Consider the following 17,896-nt stretch of genomic DNA (forward strand, 5'->3'; position numbering starts at 1 on the left):
TCAGGCGGCGCCTCCAATGCGCGAACCGCTCGTCGCGGCCAGGGCCAGTTCGCCAGCCACCTTGACCTTCACCCGGACAGCGTTCCCCGGCACGTAGGCGAGGGGCAGTTCCTCCAGGTCAATGGTCTTCAACGTTCCGGGAGCGGCACCCGCCTGTAGCGCCCGAGCCTCTGCTTCGGCCACCGCATCGGCCAGTGCCTGATCGCGGCTGGTCTCGTCGTAGCTGAAGACGCGGTCCGTTTCTCCGCCCACCTGCGCAATAGACGCACCGATCGCGTTCGCCACGCTCGCGTGTTCCGGAACGATGACATCGGACGTCCCGGCTATCGGGCGGTTGAGCAGCACAGCGCCTCCACCAACCAGGATGAGCGGCACCGGCTCGGCGCTGGTCTTCATGCGGTCCACGCCCTCGGCGACCATCTCGTGAATCCGGTCGATGGCGCGGGAAACCAATTCCGGGTCCAGGTCAGCGACGCGCTCCGGGTCGCCGATAGTCACATAGCCTGCGGCAACCGCGAGGTCGGTGGCGGTCAGCGTTTCACCACCGAACACGCGAGCTTCGGACAGGAGACGGTAGCCGACCGAGCGCGGGCCGACCTGCGGTTGCGGTGCCCCGGCCTCCACCAGGGAGCCTCCGCCGAGACCCATCGCGTACACATCGGGCATGCGGAAGTTGGTGCGCACACCCCCGATATCGACGGCAACGGAAGACTCCCGGGGAAATCCCTTTTCGAGCCAGCCGAAATCCGTCGTCGTACCGCCGATGTCCGCCACCATGGCATTGTCGAGGCCCGCCAGGCTGGCTGCTCCGCGCATGCTGTTGGTTGGGCCGGAAGCGAAGGTGAGGACCGGGTACGCTTCGACGAACTCGGCACTCATGAGCGTGCCGTCATTCTGGCTGATAAAGAAAGGGGCCTTCAGGCCGAGCGTCACCAGAGCCCGCCGGAAGGAACTGACCACCTTGCGCGACAGGCTGGCGAGGGAGGCATTCATGATCGCCGCGTTCTCACGCTCAAGGAGGCCGATACGCCCTATCGAGTGCGACAGGGTGATCGTCACCGCCTTGTCCATTTCCTCGCGGACGATCTCTGCGACACGTTCCTCAAGGCTGCTGTCGATGGGCGAGAACAGCGAGGAAATGGCGACAGTTTCAAGACCCTGCCGGGCAAAGGCACCCGCCGCCCGGCGGACGGCATCCTCATCCAGCGGCGCGTTGAGCCGGCCATCGTACTGCACGCCGCCCCGAACCTGATGCACGTCACCGCCGACGAGCCGGCGAAGCTCTTCAGGCCAGTCCACCAGTGGTGGCACCCCTCGTGCCGCGGGCAGCGCCGCGCGGATGATGCCGACGGGAAGCAGCGACTGCCGGGCGACGAAGGCGTTGGTCAACTGCGTTGTACCGATCATGACAGCTTCGATCGCTTCCGACCGCACTCCGGCACCTGCCAGCACCCTGGCAAGCGCGTCCTCGATGCCGGAACTGACGTCCTCGGTAGTAGGCGCCTTGCAGCTCGCGACGACCGACCGTCCCTCCATGAGCACAGCGTCAGTATTCGTTCCACCGACGTCGATTCCGATGCGCATCCGGATACTCCGGGCTGATGACCAGACAAGAAGCTAGCGGCCGCCCACCCTGGCGACAAACACACCGTGGGGTGGTTCGCGGGGTTTCTCGTGTAGGCAGGACTTTCGGGTGCATGGATCAGGCCTACCCGTTCGGGTAGGCCGCAGCACAGAGCTCTTCCGTTTTCGCTGATACACTCAGGGCATGAATGACGCTCGCGGGCACGAGACCGACGCACTGCCACCGTGGCTGTCCCGCGCCAAGGTGCGGCCGCCACAGCAGCGCCTGCATATCGTCCGCCGCCCCGCCCTCGAAGCGAGGCTGAACGAAGGCATGGAACGGCAGGCCACGCTGCTGTCCGCGCCTGCGGGCTACGGCAAGAGCACTCTGCTCGCAACCTGGTTGGAGACGCTGGAGCGGGATAGCTGCAAGCGCTGCTGGCTGACCCTCGACGCCGATGACAACAGCGACTGGCAGCTGGAGGCCTACCTCGCCCTGGCGCTCTTCGAGGGTGGCGCACTGCCGGCGTCGCTGGTGCAGCATGCAGTCGGACAGACAGAAAGCCCGAGGCAGCTCATCAACCGCATCATCAATGCCATCGAGGAGCTTTCGCTAGACACGGTACTGGTGCTCGATGAACTGGAGCACCTGGCTCCGCCTGTGCTTTCCGCGGTGATTCACCCGCTGCTCGCGACCGCCCCGGGCAACCTGCACATCTTCATGGCCACGAGAGACGCAAGCGCCCTGGACCTGTCCCGACTCCAGGTAGCAGGCGGTGCCGGGACCCTCGACGCCAGGGCACTGCAGTTCACACCGGAGGAAACGCGAGGACTGATCGGCGACGCCCTGACCGACGCCGAATTATCCGAGGCCGTAAACCGGACAGCCGGCTGGGTCGTCGCGGTGCAGCTCCTGCGCAGCGCGCTCGAGCACGACCGGGACACGGTTCGCCAGTTGCAGGCGCTGGCCACGGAAAGGCACGCCATGGGCGACTTCCTGTCGCGCCAGGTGGTCGAGGCGCTGCCCGACCATCTTCGAGTCTTCCTGGAAGATGTCTCGATCATGAACCAGGTCGGCTTTGCCGAAGCCGACCACCTTCGTGACACCGATGACGCAAGGCAATGCTTCAATGAGTTGCGCGCGCTTCATGCGCTGGTACGCCCGCTGGACGGAGCAGATGATGCTTTTGTCCTTCACCCGCTCCTTCGCGAGCATCTCCGGCAACGCCTTCGTGCTACCCGTGCTTCGAACCACCAAGCGCTGCAGGCGCGTGCAGCACGCTGGCGAGCGGATCGAGGCGATCTCATCGGCGCGGTACGCCACGCCCTGGAAGGAGACAACCCTCTCCTGGCGGCAGAGCTGATTCTTGATCTCGGTGGCATCTCCCTCTGGCTGCGGGAGGGCATTACCCGGATTCGCAGCGCAATGCAGCTCCTCGGAAAACCGTTGATCAACAGCAATGCCCGTTTACTCCTGCTGCAGTGCATTATCGATATCAAGGAGGGACGGGTCTTCGAGGCCGGCATGAACTGCCGCCGTGCCGAGGCCCTCGCCGGGACCGGTGCCGACGAGCTGCTGCAGGAGGAACTTGCACTCGTTGATGCCTATCACGCGATCTACGCGGGCAAGCGCGTGCGCGACTCGAGTTATCGCCATGTGCTCGAGTCCACCAGCCGCTTGCGCAGCTTTGACTACGACCGCTATGCCTTCCACTGCACCTCGCTCTGCGTCATGAACACGCAGAGCGGAAACTTCCCCAGCGCACGGCGCTTCGCGGAAGAGGCCATCCGCGCGTTCAGGGAGATGGGTTCTCTCTACGGCGAAACCTACATTTACTTCCACACCGGGGACATAAGCTTCGCTGCCGGTGACAGCGCAGCCGCTGAAGCCAATTACCGTCACGGTCTGGACCTGGCGAAACGTCACTTCCGGGAGGACAAGGGGCTGCGCCTTGTCGGCCACACCATGCTCATAGAGCTGCTGGATGAGCTGGGCCGGGAAGACTATTCGGAAGCTGTCCTGCGCGCCCTGCCGCGCGAACTTGAGGCCCGGGAAGCCTGGTTCGAGATTTACGCGGCAGGCTACTGCACCGCGAGCAACATCGAGCTGCGAACCAGCGGTATTGCCGCGGCACTCAGGATACTCGATCGTGCCGAGCGTTACGCGGAGCGCCAGCAACTCACCCATCTTCGCAACCTGCTGCTCTGCCAGCGCATCGAGCTGTTAGTCCTGGCAGGCCAGGCGCGGCGGGCCCGCATGCTTGTACAGCGCGCGCGCTTCACACTCTCCAGCTACGCCCCGGACGCGGAACATGGCGCGGCCTGGCGCGAGACGGCCGCGGCCGCCCTGGCCCTGGGCAAGCTGCTCCTGGCTGAAGGGCAGGCAGAGGCCGCTATCGAGGCAGTTTCCGGGCAGGTTGTAGAGGCGCGCCGCCTGGGGCATACCCGGTCACTTATCCGCTATACCCTGCTCGAAAGCCTCGCGCGCTGGTCACTAGGGCAGAAGGCAGCGGCCATGGAGCGCCTCGGGGAAGCCACGGGCGCCGCCCGGCAAAGTGGCTTCATCCGCGCCATGCTTGACGCCGGCCCGGAGCTCGACGAGCTCCTGGAAGCCACAGCAGCTGTGTCGACCGGCAACGAGCAGGCAGAGTTTCTCGATAAGCTCTCGCGCCTCCGCCGGCAGGAGGCGCCGGATGGGCTCGCCGGTCTCTGCGAGCTGAGCAGCCGCGAGAAGGCCATCCTGCAGGAAGTCGCTTCGGGAGGCTCCAACAAGCAGGTAGCTCGCGCGCTGTCGATCTCGGAGAATACGGTGCGCTTCCACCTGAAGAACATCTTTCTGAAACTACGCGTGCATAACCGGGCGGAAGCGGTAAGCCAGGCATACAGCCGGAAGCTCCTGGAGCCGGAGCTTGAAGCCGGCGAAGGTTCCTGCGTCGCCACTGACCGCTCGCAGCACCCGGGAATCAACGCTGATCCCTGAGGCGGATCGACCCCGGCTCCGTCGCCCCACACTCCCCGATCACCGCCGCCCCAAGGTTTGCTGCCTCGAGCACGCGCCGCGCCTCCGGCACCCCCGCCGGCGGTAGCGCCAGCAGCAGGCCGCCCGCGGTCTGCGGGTCGAACAGGAGCTGCTGCCGCACCGGGTCGCCCGTGCCCAGGACCCGGGCGCCCCAGGCAGCGAGGTTGGCCGGGGCCGCCGTGCTGCGCAGCCCGGCCGCGATCGCGGCTTCGGCGCCGGGCAGCACCGGCAGCGCGGCGAGGTCGAGCGTTGCGCCGAGTTCGTCGCCGAGCATTTCGCAGAGATGGCCGGCGAGACCGAAACCGGTGACATCCGTAGCCGCATGGGCACCGCCGGCAAGGGCGGCCTCCAGCGCCGCCGCCTGGCTCGTGCCCATGAGGGCCAGGGCCCGATCGATATCGCGCCCGTCGGCGGCGAGCTGCATGTGCGCCGCGAACAGCACCCCGACCCCCAGGGGGCGGGTGAGCAGGAGCACATCGCCCGCCCGTGCGCCGCGCTTGCGCAGCGGTGCTCCGGCCGCCGCCTCGCCGGTCACGGCAAACCCCAGTTGCCACTCCGGCCCCTGCAGGCTGTGGCCGCCGAGGAGCACGCAGTCAGCCTCCGCAAAGGCCGTCAGCGCGCCGGCGAGCACCTGGCGGAGGTCCCGCGCCTGTACGCTGGGCGCCGCGAAGGGCAGGGTGATGGTGGCGAGGGCCGCCCGCGGCCGGGCGCCGCTCGCGTACAGGTCGTTGAGGGCGTGCTGGGCGGCAATCCGGCCCATGACCCAGGGGTCCTCGACGAGGCCGCGCAGCGTATCCAGGCTCTGCAGCAGGGTGCCGCTCGCGGCGGGCAGCGCCGCGGCGTCTTCCGCGGCGGCACCGCCCGGGAGGCAGTGCGCCGGGAAGTCCTCGCGCAGGGCGGCGAGCGCCTCCGCGAGCGGGTCGCCGCCGACCTTGGCGCCGCAGCCGCCGCAGGGGGCCTGGGCCGGGGTGGCACCCGCGGCCGCGGCCTTCATCCGCGGCAGGTCGCTGAAGCGGCGCATGAACGACCGGTCGATGTGGTCCTTCCAGCGCCAGACCCAGGCCCCGGTGGCGCTGAAGGGGCCGCGGTCCGCCGTCGCGCGCTGCTCGCCCAGGGACAGGAGCGAGAGGAAACGCTGCTGCGGCCGGTGCTCGCGCAGCTTGCCGCCGGCCAGGCTGGCGCGCAGGTTGTGCGCCAGCGCCGGCCCCTGGCGCACGGCGTAAACGCCCGCCTTCGGCCGCGGGTGCTCAACCTGGGTGGCGATGTCACCGGCGCCGAAGACCCGCCCGTCGTCGAGGCTGCGCAGCGTGTCGTCCACCGCGAGGAACCCGCGCTCATCCACGGCGAGCCCGCTGGCCTTTACCCACGGTGCGGCGGACGCCGCCGTGCACCAGTAGAGGCTGTCGAAAGGCTCGCGGCGGCCATCCTCGAGGCTGAGTTCGCCGCCATGGACCTCTGCCACCCGCGCGCCCTCTTCGAGCGTGACGCCCAGGCGGCCGATGGCATCCCGCGCCGCGGCCCGGGCCGAGCGGTGATAGCCGGGAAGCAGTTCACCGCCGCAGTAGAGCACCAGGGACGCAGCGCTGCCCCCCAGGGCATGGGCCATGGCCAGCGCCAGCTCAAGCCCGCCCGCGCCGCCACCGACGATCGCGATGCGCTGGCCCTCGTGGGTCGCGAGCCCGGCCTGCCAGCGCTGCCAGAACCCCGCCACGGGCTTCACCGGCACGGCGTGCTCGCGGGCGCCGGGCACGACGTCCAGGGTGGGCTGAGAGCCGACATCCAGGCTGAGGAGGTCGTAGCCCAGCGGTGGACGCTCCGCGAAATAAAGTTCCCGCCGCGCAGGGTCGAGGCCCGTGACCGTGTCCCGCAGGAAGCGCACTCCGCCCCACTGGCAGAGGCGCGCCAGGTCGATGTGCGTGTCCTCGAAGCGGTAATGCCCGGCGACGAGCCCCGGGAGCATACCGGAGTAGGGCGTGTGGCTGGCCGGTGAGACCAGGGTCAGGCGCGCACCGGGCACCGGGTCCATGGCCAGCATGCGCAGCACCAGCGCATGGGCGTGGCCGCCGCCCACGAGCACCAGGTCACGGGTGATTTCCGTCGCCGTCAGCACGCTGTCATTCCTCTTCTCTCACTGTTCGCTATTCAACGGCCTCAACGTCCCGGGCCTCCGCCCAGGCCGCGAGCTCATCGCGCCGCCCCCGGGCGAGCACCGGGCCGTCGCGCTGCGCGGCCTGGTAGTCGTACATGGGATCGTAGTACTCGTGCAGCAGGCGGGCGATCCACGCCCGGTGCCCATCCAGCCCCTCGCCCCGCGCCTGGGCCGCAAAGGCCTCGTCCATCAATGCGCTGACGGCCCGGTAGCGCTCCCCGCCCAGGCGCTTGCGGGCGCGGGCGAGGTCGCCCTGGAGACGGTCACGATGCCGCGCCGGACCGTCATCACCAACCGCGGCGCGGAAGCGCTCGCCGAGGTCGATCACGTAGTCTTCGAGCACGACCTCCACCCGGTCGGCGAGGGGATGGTCCAGCTCGATACGCGGCGCAACGGCCATGCGCTCGCGCAGGTCCGGCGGCAGGTAGAGGCGGCCGATGTTGCGGCCCTCGTCCTCGACATAAACGGTCCGCCGGTCGCCCTGCGCGTGGCGCAGCAGCGCGACGGACAGCGCGTTCTCGAAATCGATCTGCGTCGGCTGCGGCTCGAGGAGCCGGCCGAAGGTGGAGCCGCGGTGCCGGGCCAGCCCCTCGAGGTCGACGCTGCGCGGCAGCCGGGGCAGGAGACGGGTCTTGCCGCTGCCGGTGCGGCCCGAGACCATCACGATGTCCAGGCCGGCGACACTCGTTGCCAGGCTGTCGATGAGGAAGCGCCGCAGCGCCTTGTAGCCCCCGGTCACCCGCGGGTAGGCGATGCCCGCGTCGGCCAGCCAGCGCTGCACGATCTCCGAGCGCAGCCCGCCGCGGAAGCAATAGAGATAGCCGTCCGGGTGCGCGCGGGCGAAAGCCGCCCACGCCGCGAGGCGCTGCTCCCGCACCGCCCCCGCGACCAGTTCGTGGCCGAGGGCGATCGCCGCCGCCTGGCCGCGCTGCTTGTAGCAGGTACCGACGGCCGCCCGCTCGTCGTCGGTCATGAGCGGCAGGTTGCGGGCGGTGGGAAAGGCGCCGCGCTCGAACTCCGCCGGCGCCCGGGTATCCAGCAGCGGCACGTCCGCCAGGAACAGGGCCCGGTAGTCGTCAGTGTCCGCGCGGGCGCTCAAGGGTCACTACTCCGCGAGCCCGCCAAAGGCGGCGAGCACCGCCTCGAAGAGCTCGACGACCGCCTCGGCCATGAGGACGAAGTCCGCGTCCAGGCGGGCGAGGGCATCCTCCGGCGGCAGATCCTCGTTCTCCTTGAGCAGCGCCTCGGCAAACTTCAGCCGCCGCAGGCACAGGTCGTCGCCGAGCACGAAGGCCACGCGCTCGTCGTGGCGCAGGGCGAGCCGGGACACCTGCCTTCCCGCGTGCAGGTGGCTGTCCACTTCCTCGCTGAACAGGTCGAGGCCGCGGCAGCGCACCACGCCGCCGTCCTCGCCCGGTTCGCGCAGCTCGCATTCCCCCGCCGCGTCGAAGCCCGCCGGCAGGTCGCGGTCGAGCAGCCACCGGGTCATGCACGCCTGCGGCGAGTGTTGCACGTCGGGCAGCAGCACCGGGAAGGTGCCGATGCTGTCGCGCAGCAGGTTGAGCAGTTCCTCGGCCCGCGTCGCGCTCGCCGCATCGACGTAGATCCAGCCACCGGCCGGATCGATGAAGGCGTACAGGAACGTGTTGCGGGTGAACGCCCGGGGCAGGCAGTCCTGGATGATCTCGTCCTTCAGGCCCAGGCGCTCCTTGCGGTAAACCTTGCGGCCTTCCTTTTCCTCGATGGCAGCCACGCGCTCGACCAGGGCCTCGCGGACGACGGTGGCAGGCAGCAGCCGCTCCTCCCGCCGCAGGCGCAGCAGGAGCCGGCCGCCGGCGGCGTGCGCGAGCGGCCCGTCCTCGACCCCGAGCGGCGACGACCAGCCCAGGGACAGCGGCTGGCTGGGGGCGCAGGCGCGGAAGGTCTTGCCGGCCAGCTGCTCCTCGAGCTGCTCGGCGGTCAGGTTGAAGGGCTGGGTCAGGCGGTAGGCGCGCAGGTTGCGAAACCACATGGGCGGTACTTCTCCGGCAAAGCGCGGCATTGTACCCGAGGGCCGCCCCCGCTTGCCCCCCCGCCGGCAGCTTCCTACCATGCAGCATCAAGCCTGCGTAACGGGAGCACCGCCGTGAAATACCTGCACACCATGGTCCGGGTCAGCGAACTCGACGAGAGCCTGGACTTTTACTGCAACAAGCTGGGCCTGGCGGAAGTGCATCGCATGGAGAGCGAGCAGGGGCGCTTCACGCTGGTTTACCTGGCGGCGCCCGGGGACGTGGATGCGGCGAAGGCCGGGCAGAGCCCGCTGCTGGAGCTCACCTGGAACTGGGACCCGGAAGCATACTCGGGCGGGCGCAACTTCGGTCACCTCGCCTACCGGGTAGAGGACATCTACGCGCTCTGCGAGTCACTGCAGTCGGCGGGGGTGACCATCAACCGCCCGCCGCGGGACGGTCACATGGCGTTCGTGCGCTCGCCGGACGGTATATCCATCGAGCTGCTGCAGGCCGGCGGGGCGCTGGAGCCGAAGGAGCCCTGGGCCTCCATGGAGAACAGCGGTACCTGGTAGCGCCGCGGCGAAGCGCGCACGGTCATGCGCCAGTCTCTTGCAGCCCGGCTCACCGTCCCGCTGACGCTGAGCGCGGGGCTGATCATCGCGCTGGGGCTGCTGGTGGACTACCGGCTGTCGCGGGCGGGGATCATCCAGCAGCTCGAGGACAGCGCCCGCAGCTCGCTCGCCAATGCGCGCGAGCTCATCGACGGCATGGCGGAAGGGGTCGAAACGCCGGTACGCGTGCTCGCGGAGCTGGCGGCACAGAACCCGGCCGATACGGGCAGGCTCGAGCTCGCGCTCGAGGCACTGGTCGAGGGCAACCGCCACATTTTCGGGGCAGCCCTCGCCGTCAATCCCGAGCTGGTGGAGGATCCTGCCGGCTACGCCCCCTTCGTGTTCCGCCGCGGCGAGCGCATCGCGCGCACGACCCTCGCCGGCGGTCCCGAGCCGTACTGGGAGCGGGACTGGTTCCGCGCTGCGGCCGAGGCCGGCAAGCCGCTCTGGGTCGAGCCCTACTACGACGCGGGGGGCGGGGAGGTGCTCATGACGACCTTCTCCGTGCCGGTCTTCAACGCGAGCGGGGCTGAGCGCCGCTTTCTCGGAGTCATCACGGCGGACATCGCCCTGGCCGAGTTCCGCCGCTACCTCACGGGCGTCGACCTCGGCGAGCACGGCTTCGGCTTCGTGCTCAGCGGCGACGGGGCGATCCTCGGGGCGCCGCGGGCAGAGCTTGCCGTGCGGCCGGTCGCGGCAGTGCTGAAGCCGCTGGACGGACGTCGCTGGGGCGCCCTGCTCGGGCAGGCGGCGGACGGCGAGCCCGTCGCCGCGCCGGTGCGCTGTCCGGGCTTCGAGGCGCGCTGCACGGTGCAGCTGCGCCGCATCGAGCCCACCGGCTGGTTCATCGGTGCGGTCTATTCCGAGGCGGAAGTCCTGAAGCCCCTGCGCGACTACGAGACGCGGGTGGTCACCGTGGGCGTCGCCATGCTGGTGCTCATCGTTCTCACGGCGACGCTGGTGACCCGCCGGCTGGTCGCACCGATCCAGGCGCTGGCGCGGGCCAGCGGCGCCATCGCCCGGGGGCACCTCGGCGTGGAGCTGCCGCGGGTACGCAGCGACGACGAGATCGGGCAACTGGTGCGCGCCTTCGACGCCATGCGCCGCGATCTCGGCGACTACATCGACGACCTCGCGGTAGCTACCGCGAGCCGCAGCCGCATCGAGGGTGAACTCGCCGCGGCCCGGGATATCCAGCTCTCCATGCTGCCGCAGCGGGGCAGTGCCACGCTGCGCCTGGGACATATCGCCCTCTGGGCAGCCGTGCGCCCGGCCCGCAGCGTGGGCGGCGACCTGTACTCCTTCCACCTGCAGGGCGACAAGCTGCTCTTCGCCGTCGGCGATGTGTCCGACAAAGGCGTGCCCGCGGCGCTGTTCATGGCCCGGGCCATCAGCCTCATCCAGCAGTGGGAGGTGCAGCCCGGCCCCGTACCGCCGGCCATCGCCCTGCACCAGCTGAACGCGGTGCTGCTCGAGGACAACGACAACTGCATGTTCCTGACGCTGTGCCTCGGCGTGCTGGATACCCGGACCCTGGACCTCGAGATCGCCCTCGCCGGCCATGCACCGCCCCTGTGCATCGACGAGCGGGGCGCAGAGCCCCTTGCGCTTGCCGGCGGCCCCGCGCTGGGACTGAACCCGGATGCGCGCTTCCAGGGCCAGGCGATGCGCCTCGCCCCCGGCGAGCGCCTCGCCCTGTACACGGACGGCCTCGACGAGGCCTTCAACCCCGCGGGCGCCATGCTCGGCAGCGAGGCCCTGGCGCGGATCTTTGCCGAGCACGCGCCCGAGCCACCCCCGCGCGCAGGCGAGAGTGCGATCGCCGCCGTCGATGCCTTCGCGGACGGCACCCCGCAGGCCGATGACATGACGCTCATGATCATCGATGCACGACCCCGGGGCGAGCGCACGGGCATCCGGCTCGCGGCGGGGCCGGGCCTGGCGGCGGCCGGCCTGGGCTGGCTGCAGGCGCAGCCGCTGCTCGCGACGCTCGGCGAGGACTGCGCGCGGGACCTCACCGTCGCCCTGGAGGAACTGCTCACCAACCTCGAGAAATACGCCGACCTGCCCGCCGGGTGCGAGGCCGCCATCGCCCTCGAGGTCCGGCGCGATGAGGCCGTGCTCACGCTGCGCGACCCGGGCCGGCCCTTCAATCCCCTCGAGGAGGCGCGCCGCGCACGCCTCGGCGTACCGAGCGAACGTGCCGAGATCGGCGGCCTTGGGCTACACTTGCTGTCAGGGCTGACCGATGAGCAGCACTACAGCCGCGACCAGGCGGAGAACGTGCTGACCTTGGTACGCTATCGCGAACTCTTCCACGACGGGCACCGGCAATGGAACTGACCACCTCGGCCACGATCGATGCCGACAAAGACATGGCCCGGGTGACCATGGCCGGCGCCCTCAATACGGAAACGGCGCCCGGCTTCGAGGACGCCCTCGACGGCGTCATCGCCGGGGGCCAGCACCTCGTGGTGCTGGACATGGCGGACCTCGACTACATCTCCTCTGCCGGGCTGCGGGTAATCTTCAAGGCCGCGAAGCAGCTCAAGGCCGAGGGGCGCAGCCTCTCGGTAGCCAACCGGCAGGCGCAGATCGCCAAGGTATTCGAGATCCTGCAGGCGCTCCCTGACATGCGCGTCTTTGCCAACGACCGGGAGCTGGACGAGTACCTCGATGCCATGCAGACCCGGGTCCGCGGCGGCGGCGACTAGGCGCTCTCTGCACGCCGGGCGCCGGCCCGCTCCAGGAAGGCGAGAATCCAGCGGCCGATACGCTCGCGCTCCGGCGCCTCCGCCAGGGACGCCATCCCCGCCCGGTAAACCTCCTCACCGATGATCTCGCGGCGGAAGTTCATGATGGCCTCGGCATAACCGGGCACGAACTCCGGGTGTCCCTGGAAGGTGAGTATGTGCTCGCAAACCTGGCAGACCGCGTTTTCACAGAAGTCGCTGCCGGCGAGCACCGCCGTACCGGGCGCGGGCCGTTCGACCTGGTCCTGGTGGCTCACCAGCACGCGGAAGCTCGGGTCGCCGCCGTCGAACCAGGCCGGCTGCGCCCGGAAGGCGTGCCGGTGCAGCCCCACGCCCCAGCCCTTCGCCGATTTGCGCACCTCGCCACCGAGGGCCTGCGCGACGGCCTGGTGGCCGAAGCAGATGCCCACCAGCGGCTTGCCGGCGTCGTGAAGCCCGCGGATGAAGGCGAGGAGGCGGTGGATCCAGGGCAGGTCCTCGTAGACGCTGAACTTGCTGCCGGTGACCAGCCAGGCATCGGCGGCGTCCACGCCGGCCGGGAACTCCCCGGCCTCCACGTGCCAGGTCGCGAAGGTGAGTGACGGGTCCAGGCCGCCCAGCAGCGCCTCGAACATGTCCGGGTACTCGCCGTAGGTGCCCGCCCACTCGGGGCGGACCGTATCGGTGCGCAGGATGCCCAGCTTCATGGCGCTGTCGTCTCCGGTGGCAGTTTCGGGGCCGGATCCCGGGCCCGGGGAAGTGCGCATGGTAGAAAGGGACCCCCGGCCTGTCCATAACACCCCGGCGGTGGCCCTTGCGCTACCATGGAGCCCTGCCGACCGAGGAACCTGATTGCCGTGCCCCGAATTGTCCTGCTGCTCTGCCTGCTCGCCGCGCCTGCGCTCGCCAGCGACTACCTCGGCAGCGGGCGCTGCGCGGACTGCCACGAGGCCGAGTACCGGGCCTGGCAGGGCTCGCACCACGACCTGGCCATGCAGGCGCCGACGCCGGCGACCGTGCTCGGCGATTTCGACGATGCCCGCTTCGACTACAACGGCGTGGAAACCCGGTTCTTCCGCCGCGGCGACGCCTTCGTCGTACGCACCGACGGCCCCGACGGCAGGCTGAAAGACTACGAGGTCGCCTACGTTTTCGGCGTCTATCCCCTGCAGCAGTATCTCCTGCCGCTCCCGGACGGGCGCCTGCAGGCACTGTCGGTCGCCTGGGACACGCGGCCGGCGGAGGAGGGCGGGCAGCGCTGGTACCACCTCTACCCCCAGGAGAGCATCGGCCACGACGACCCCCTGCACTGGACCGGCCCCTACCAGAACTGGAACACCCGCTGTGCCGAGTGCCACAGCACGGACGTGCACAAGAACTACTCGCCGGCCAGCGGGCGTTACGACACCAGCTACGAGGAGATCGACGTGGGCTGCGAGGCCTGCCACGGTCCCGGGGCGACGCACGTCGCGCTGGCCGAGGGAGGCGAACTCGCCGGCGCGGCCGCCGGCGGCTTCCCGGTCGACCTCACCCAGCGCGGCGCCTGGGCCTTCCCGGACGGCGCGGCCATCGCCCGCCGTAAAAAACCGGTCACGGACAACCGGCAGATCGACAGCTGTGGCCGCTGCCACGCCCGGCGCGGCACGCTCGGGGACTACCACTACGGCGCCAACCTGCTCGACACCCATCGCCTGTCCTTCCTGCAGCCGCCGCTGTACCACGCCGACGGACAGATCCTCGACGAAGTCTACGTCTACGGTTCTTTCGTGCAGAGCAGGATGCACCTGGCCGGCGTGGTTTGCAGCAACTGTCACGAGCCGCACAGCAACGCGCTGCGGGCGCCGGGTAACGGGGTGTGCGCGCAGTGCCACAAGCCGGCGGTCTACGACAGCGCCGCGCACCACCGGCACGCGCCGGGCCCGGGCAGCCAGTGCGTCGATTGCCACATGCCGGCGACCACCTATATGGGCGTGGACCCGCGGCGGGACCACAGCATGCGGATCCCCCGGCCGGACCTGTCGCTGGTCCTCGGCACGCCCAATGCCTGCACCGACTGCCACGGCGATCGCGACGCCGCCTGGGCGCTTGCCACCCTGCGCGACTGGGGCGTGGCGCCGGGCGACACCGCCAGCCACCCGGCGCGGGTGCTGCAACGCCTGCGCGAGGGCGACCATCGCGCCGCCGACGGCGTCCGCGCCCAGCTAGCGGACGCAGAGCTCGCCCCGCTCTGGCGCGCGACGGCGATGGAGACCCTCGGCAACAGCGGCGACCGGCGGCTTGCCGAGACCGCGGCGCCCCTGCTGGCCGGCGACGATCCGCTGCTGCGCCTCGCGGCCGTGCGCAGCGCGCAGGCCCTGCCGGCGGGCCAGCGCTACGCCCTGCTCCGGCCCCTGGTCACCGACCCGGTCACCGCGGTGCGGATGGAGGTGGCGGCCGGCCTCGCCGCCGTGCCCCTCGACCGCCTGCGCGACGACGACCGCAAGGCCCTGGAAACCCTCTTCGCGGAATACCTGGCTATCCAGGCCGGGCATGCCGACATGCCGTCCGTGCAGCTGCAGCTCGGGCTGTTCCACAGCGCCCGCGCGGACGGCGTCGCTGCCGAGGCCGCCTACCGGGAGGCCCTGCGCCTGAACCCGCAGCTGATACCGGCCCACCTCAACCTGGCCGACCTGCTGCGGGCGAGCGGCCGCGACGGGGAGGCCCACGCGCAACTGGAGCGTGCCCGGGCCATCGCGCCGGAAAGCGGCGAGGTGCTCTACGCCCTTGGCCTTTCGGCGATCCGGGCCGGCGACAGCGAGCAGGCGCTCACCTTCCTTACCGCGGCAGCGGAGCGGGAGCGTGACGGTACGCGGCACCGCTACGTCCACGCCGTGGCCCTGCACGACCTCGGCGACCCGCGTGCCGCCGTGCGCGCGCTGCGCCGGCTGAATCGGGAGGTTCCGGGCAATCCGGAGGTGCTGCTCGCGCTCGCCAACTACAGCGCAGAGCTCGGCATGGCAGAGGCCGCTGCCGGCTACGCCGGCGAACTGGCCGCGGTAGACCCGGGGAACACGAGCTGGCGGCGCCTGGCGGAGCGCTTCGGCGCCATGGCCCGGGGGCGCTAGCGGGAACGGGCGCCCGCGGCGCGGGCGTCAGTCCTGGCGGAACACCAGCCGCGCCGACACCGGCACGGCCGTGCTGATGGAATCGAGGCCGGCGAGTTCCTGCAGCTTGGCGATGCCCGCGCCGAGTTCGAAATCCGCGGCGTTGACGACAATGGGCTCGCTGGTCGCGACGGTCAGGCTGCCGTCCTTGGCCCGGGCGACAACGACCGCCGCCTCGTAACTCGCCTCCTGCCCGTGCAGGTTGACCGTCACCGGCACCGCGCCACTCTGCGCGCCGGCGGTACCGAGCAGCGCCGGATCGACGCTGGCCGTGATCGTGAGGCTCGGGAAGTCCGCGGTTTCGAAGAGAAATTCGCGCATGCGCTCGTTGCGGATGGGGATCGCGGTCTCCACGCTGTCGAGGGGCACCTCGACGCGCGCGTCGCCGTTGTCGGTCACGGCACCGCTGACTTCGCGGAAGTGATGGACCTCCGCCTTGCTGGCGTTCTTGGTGGATATGAAACTGAGCCGGGACGCGTCGGCGTCCAGCGTCCAGTCTGCCTGGGCGGCGGCGCTCGCCGCGATAAGCAGCGCAATTGCCGTCGCGCGGGTAGCGTGCGTCAGCATGGCAACCTCCCTCCTGTAGCCGGGCGAGTGTTGAGCTAGATCTACTACATGGTACGACAAATCGACTCCGGTCGATGACCCGCGCCGCGATGCCGCGCGGCGAGGGCTCAGGCCAGCACTTCCGCCAGGTCGCCCTTGGACTCCAGCCAGTGCCTGCGGTCGGCAGAGCGCTTCTTGGCCAGCAGCATGTCGAGGAGGTTGTTGGTCTCGTCGCCGGCGTCCACGACCAGTCGCACCAGGCGGCGGGTGTCCGGGTCCATGGTGGTTTCCCGGAGCTGCAGCGGATTCATCTCGCCGAGGCCCTTGAAGCGCTGCACGTTCACCTTCCCGCGCTTGCCCTCGGCGGCGATGCGGTCGAGGACGCCCTGTTTCTCGCCCTCGTCGAGCGCGTAGTACACCTCTTTGCCGACATCGATGCGGTACAGGGGCGGCATGGCCACGAACACATGGCCGGCGGTGACCAGCGGGCGGAAGTGGCGCACGAAAAGCGCGCAGATGAGCGTCGCGATATGCAGCCCGTCGGAGTCCGCGTCGGCGAGGATGCAGACCTTGCCGTAGCGCAGCCCGCTCAGGTCGTCGCTGCCCGGATCGATGCCGAGCGCCACGGAGATGTTGTGCACTTCCTGCGAGGCGAGGATTTCCTGCGAATCCACCTCCCAGGTGTTCAGGATCTTGCCGCGCAGCGGCAGGATGGCCTGGAACTCCCGGTCCCGGGCCTGCTTGGCGGAACCGCCCGCGGAATCGCCCTCGACCAGGAAGAGCTCGCTGCGCGCGGTGTCCTCGCTGGCGCAGTCGGCGAGCTTGCCCGGCAGCGCCGGGCCGGCGCTGACCTTCTTGCGCGCGACCTTCTTCGCCGAGCGCAGCCGCCGCTGGGCGCTGTTGATGCACAGCTCCGCCAGCCGCTCCGCATCGCCGGTGTGCTGGTTGAGCCACAGGCTGAAGGCGTCCTTGGCGCAGCCGGACACGAACGCCGCCGCCTCCCGGGACGACAGCCGCTCCTTGGTCTGGCCGGAGAACTGCGGGTCCTCGAGCTTGCTCGACAGCACGTAGCAGCAGCGCTCCCAGATATCCTCGGGGGTCAGCTTGACGCCGCGGGGCAACAGGTTGCGCAGCTCGCAGAACTCGCGCATGGCCTCCAGCAGCCCGCTGCGCAGGCCGTTCACGTGGGTGCCGCCCTGGGGCGTGGGAATGAGGTTCACGTAGGACTCGGCGACCACCTCACCGCCTTCCGGCAGCCACTGCACGGCCCAGTCCACCGCCTCGCCGGCACCGGAGAAGCTGCCGGTGAAGGGCGCCTCGGGAATTGCCGGCCAGTCGATGGTCGCGTCGGCGAGGTAGTCCGTGAGGCCGTCCTCGTAGTACCACTCCTCGCTCTCGTTCTTTTTCTCGTCGGTGAAGCGCACGCGCAGGCCGGGACACAGCACGGCCTTGGCGCGGAGCACGTGCACCAGGCGGGGCACGGAGAAATTCACCGAGTCGAAGTACTTCCCGTCCGGCAGGAAACGCAGGCTGGTCCCCGTGTTGCGCTTGCCGCAGCTGTCGATGACCTCGAGGTCGCGGGTCTTCTCGCCGCCGGCGAAGGCCATGCGGTGCACCTGCCCGTCGCGGCGGATGGTGATCTCCAGTTCCTTCGACAGGGCGTTCACCACGGAGACCCCGACGCCGTGAAGGCCGCCGCTGTACTGGTAGTTCTTCGAGGAGAACTTGCCGCCGGCGTGCAGCGTGCAGAGGATCACCTCCACCCCCGGCCGGCCCTCGCCCGGGTGCGTGTCGACCGGCATGCCGCGGCCGTCGTCGGCAACGGTCACCGAACCGTCCGCGTGCAGCACCACGTCGATGCGGCTGGCATGGCCGGCGAGCGCCTCGTCGACGCTGTTGTCGATGACTTCCTGGGCGAGATGGTTGGGGCGGCTGGTGTCCGTGTACATGCCGGGGCGCTTGCGCACCGGCTCCAGCCCGGTGAGGACCTCGATGTCTTCAGCGGTGTAGTTGCTCATGACTCCTCGCTGGCTGCGGGGCGCGCGTCAGGGGGACGGCGCAACTGCGCGGCGACGAACCGTCGCTGCGGCGAACCGTCGCAGCGGCGCACCGCGCGATTGTACACGAGGACTGGCAGCG

At 70.0% G+C, this 17,896-nt stretch carries 12 protein-coding genes; 5 read left to right on the forward strand and 7 right to left on the reverse strand.

Annotated features, from left to right (window positions below):
* Positions 1-1,584: a hydantoinase/oxoprolinase N-terminal domain-containing protein gene (locus RKE50_RS02635; protein WP_350034175.1), complete on the reverse strand. Its 1,584-nt coding sequence runs from the start codon at positions 1,582-1,584 to the stop codon at positions 1-3.
* 184 nt (positions 1,585-1,768) lie between these two features.
* On the opposite strand from RKE50_RS02635, the gene RKE50_RS02640 reads away from it, so the two are divergent.
* A complete protein-coding gene (locus tag RKE50_RS02640; RefSeq protein WP_350034177.1) occupies positions 1,769-4,543 on the forward strand; it encodes a LuxR C-terminal-related transcriptional regulator in 2,775 nt (924 codons plus the stop codon).
* Here RKE50_RS02640 and selD read toward each other — a convergent pair.
* From selD to rdgC, 3 genes are read right to left on the reverse strand one after another with little or no spacing between them, the layout of a single operon-like run.
* On the reverse strand, positions 4,527-6,692 hold the full coding sequence (gene selD, locus RKE50_RS02645; protein ID WP_350034179.1) for a selenide, water dikinase SelD: 2,166 nt from the start codon (positions 6,690-6,692) through the stop codon (positions 4,527-4,529). The two genes, RKE50_RS02640 and selD, sit on opposite strands and share 17 nt — an antisense overlap.
* A gap of 28 nt (positions 6,693-6,720) precedes the next feature.
* A complete protein-coding gene (mnmH, locus tag RKE50_RS02650; protein ID WP_350034181.1) occupies positions 6,721-7,830 on the reverse strand; it encodes a tRNA 2-selenouridine(34) synthase MnmH in 1,110 nt (369 codons plus the stop codon).
* Between the two features lie 6 nt (positions 7,831-7,836).
* Positions 7,837-8,742 carry a recombination-associated protein RdgC gene (gene rdgC / locus RKE50_RS02655; RefSeq protein WP_350034182.1) on the reverse strand — a complete coding sequence of 302 codons (906 nt, stop codon included), beginning with the start codon at positions 8,740-8,742 and terminating at the stop codon, positions 7,837-7,839.
* Positions 8,743-8,856: 114 nt separating this feature from the next.
* On the opposite strand from rdgC, the gene RKE50_RS02660 reads away from it, so the two are divergent.
* Genes RKE50_RS02660 through RKE50_RS02670 form a run of 3 tightly spaced genes read left to right on the forward strand, consistent with a single transcriptional unit; the run spans position 8,857 to position 12,050 of the window.
* Positions 8,857-9,297 carry a VOC family protein gene (locus RKE50_RS02660; protein ID WP_350034184.1) on the forward strand — a complete coding sequence of 147 codons (441 nt, stop codon included), beginning with the start codon at positions 8,857-8,859 and terminating at the stop codon, positions 9,295-9,297.
* A 24-nt stretch (positions 9,298-9,321) separates the two neighbouring features.
* Positions 9,322-11,679 (forward strand): SpoIIE family protein phosphatase, encoded by a 2,358-nt coding sequence (locus tag RKE50_RS02665; protein WP_350034185.1) that lies wholly within the window; start codon positions 9,322-9,324, stop codon positions 11,677-11,679.
* Positions 11,670-12,050: an STAS domain-containing protein gene (locus RKE50_RS02670; RefSeq protein WP_350034186.1), complete on the forward strand. Its 381-nt coding sequence runs from the start codon at positions 11,670-11,672 to the stop codon at positions 12,048-12,050. The genes RKE50_RS02665 and RKE50_RS02670 overlap by 10 nt, the downstream gene beginning before the upstream one ends.
* On the opposite strand, the gene RKE50_RS02675 is transcribed toward RKE50_RS02670, so the two are convergent.
* Positions 12,047-12,775 (reverse strand): glutamine amidotransferase-related protein, encoded by a 729-nt coding sequence (locus RKE50_RS02675; RefSeq protein WP_350034187.1) that lies wholly within the window; start codon positions 12,773-12,775, stop codon positions 12,047-12,049. The two genes, RKE50_RS02670 and RKE50_RS02675, sit on opposite strands and share 4 nt — an antisense overlap.
* Before the next feature lie 150 nt (positions 12,776-12,925).
* Here RKE50_RS02675 and RKE50_RS02680 point away from each other — a divergent pair, with 150 nt between their 5' ends.
* Positions 12,926-15,172, forward strand: coding sequence for a multiheme c-type cytochrome (locus RKE50_RS02680; protein ID WP_350034188.1), 2,247 nt, complete (start codon positions 12,926-12,928; stop codon positions 15,170-15,172).
* A 27-nt stretch (positions 15,173-15,199) separates the two neighbouring features.
* On the opposite strand, the gene RKE50_RS02685 is transcribed toward RKE50_RS02680, so the two are convergent.
* Together RKE50_RS02685 and parE are read right to left on the reverse strand one after the other, a co-directional pair.
* A complete protein-coding gene (locus tag RKE50_RS02685; protein WP_350034189.1) occupies positions 15,200-15,778 on the reverse strand; it encodes a YceI family protein in 579 nt (192 codons plus the stop codon).
* Positions 15,779-15,885: 107 nt separating this feature from the next.
* Entirely contained in the window at positions 15,886-17,775 is a 1,890-nt protein-coding gene (gene parE / locus RKE50_RS02690) for a DNA topoisomerase IV subunit B (protein ID WP_350034191.1), read from the reverse strand.
* Positions 17,776-17,896: the final 121 nt, after the last annotated feature.

It is taken from the genome of Pseudohaliea sp., from assembly GCF_040217025.1.
Taxonomy (GTDB): Bacteria; Pseudomonadota; Gammaproteobacteria; order Pseudomonadales; family Halieaceae; genus Pseudohaliea.

Bases quoted from the DNA above. Each gene is read 5' to 3' on its own strand.
- RKE50_RS02670 (WP_350034186.1), top strand. From the start codon at position 11,670: ATGGAACTGACCACCTCGGCCACGATCGATGCCGACAAAGACATGGCC.
- parE (WP_350034191.1), bottom strand. From the start codon at position 17,775: ATGAGCAACTACACCGCTGAAGACATCGAGGTCCTCACCGGGCTGGAG.
- RKE50_RS02675 (WP_350034187.1), bottom strand. From the start codon at position 12,775: ATGAAGCTGGGCATCCTGCGCACCGATACGGTCCGCCCCGAGTGGGCG.
- RKE50_RS02665 (WP_350034185.1), top strand. From the start codon at position 9,322: ATGCGCCAGTCTCTTGCAGCCCGGCTCACCGTCCCGCTGACGCTGAGC.
- RKE50_RS02640 (WP_350034177.1), top strand. From the start codon at position 1,769: ATGAATGACGCTCGCGGGCACGAGACCGACGCACTGCCACCGTGGCTG.
- RKE50_RS02685 (WP_350034189.1), bottom strand. From the start codon at position 15,778: ATGCTGACGCACGCTACCCGCGCGACGGCAATTGCGCTGCTTATCGCG.
- RKE50_RS02635 (WP_350034175.1), bottom strand. From the start codon at position 1,584: ATGCGCATCGGAATCGACGTCGGTGGAACGAATACTGACGCTGTGCTC.
- rdgC (WP_350034182.1), bottom strand. From the start codon at position 8,742: ATGTGGTTTCGCAACCTGCGCGCCTACCGCCTGACCCAGCCCTTCAAC.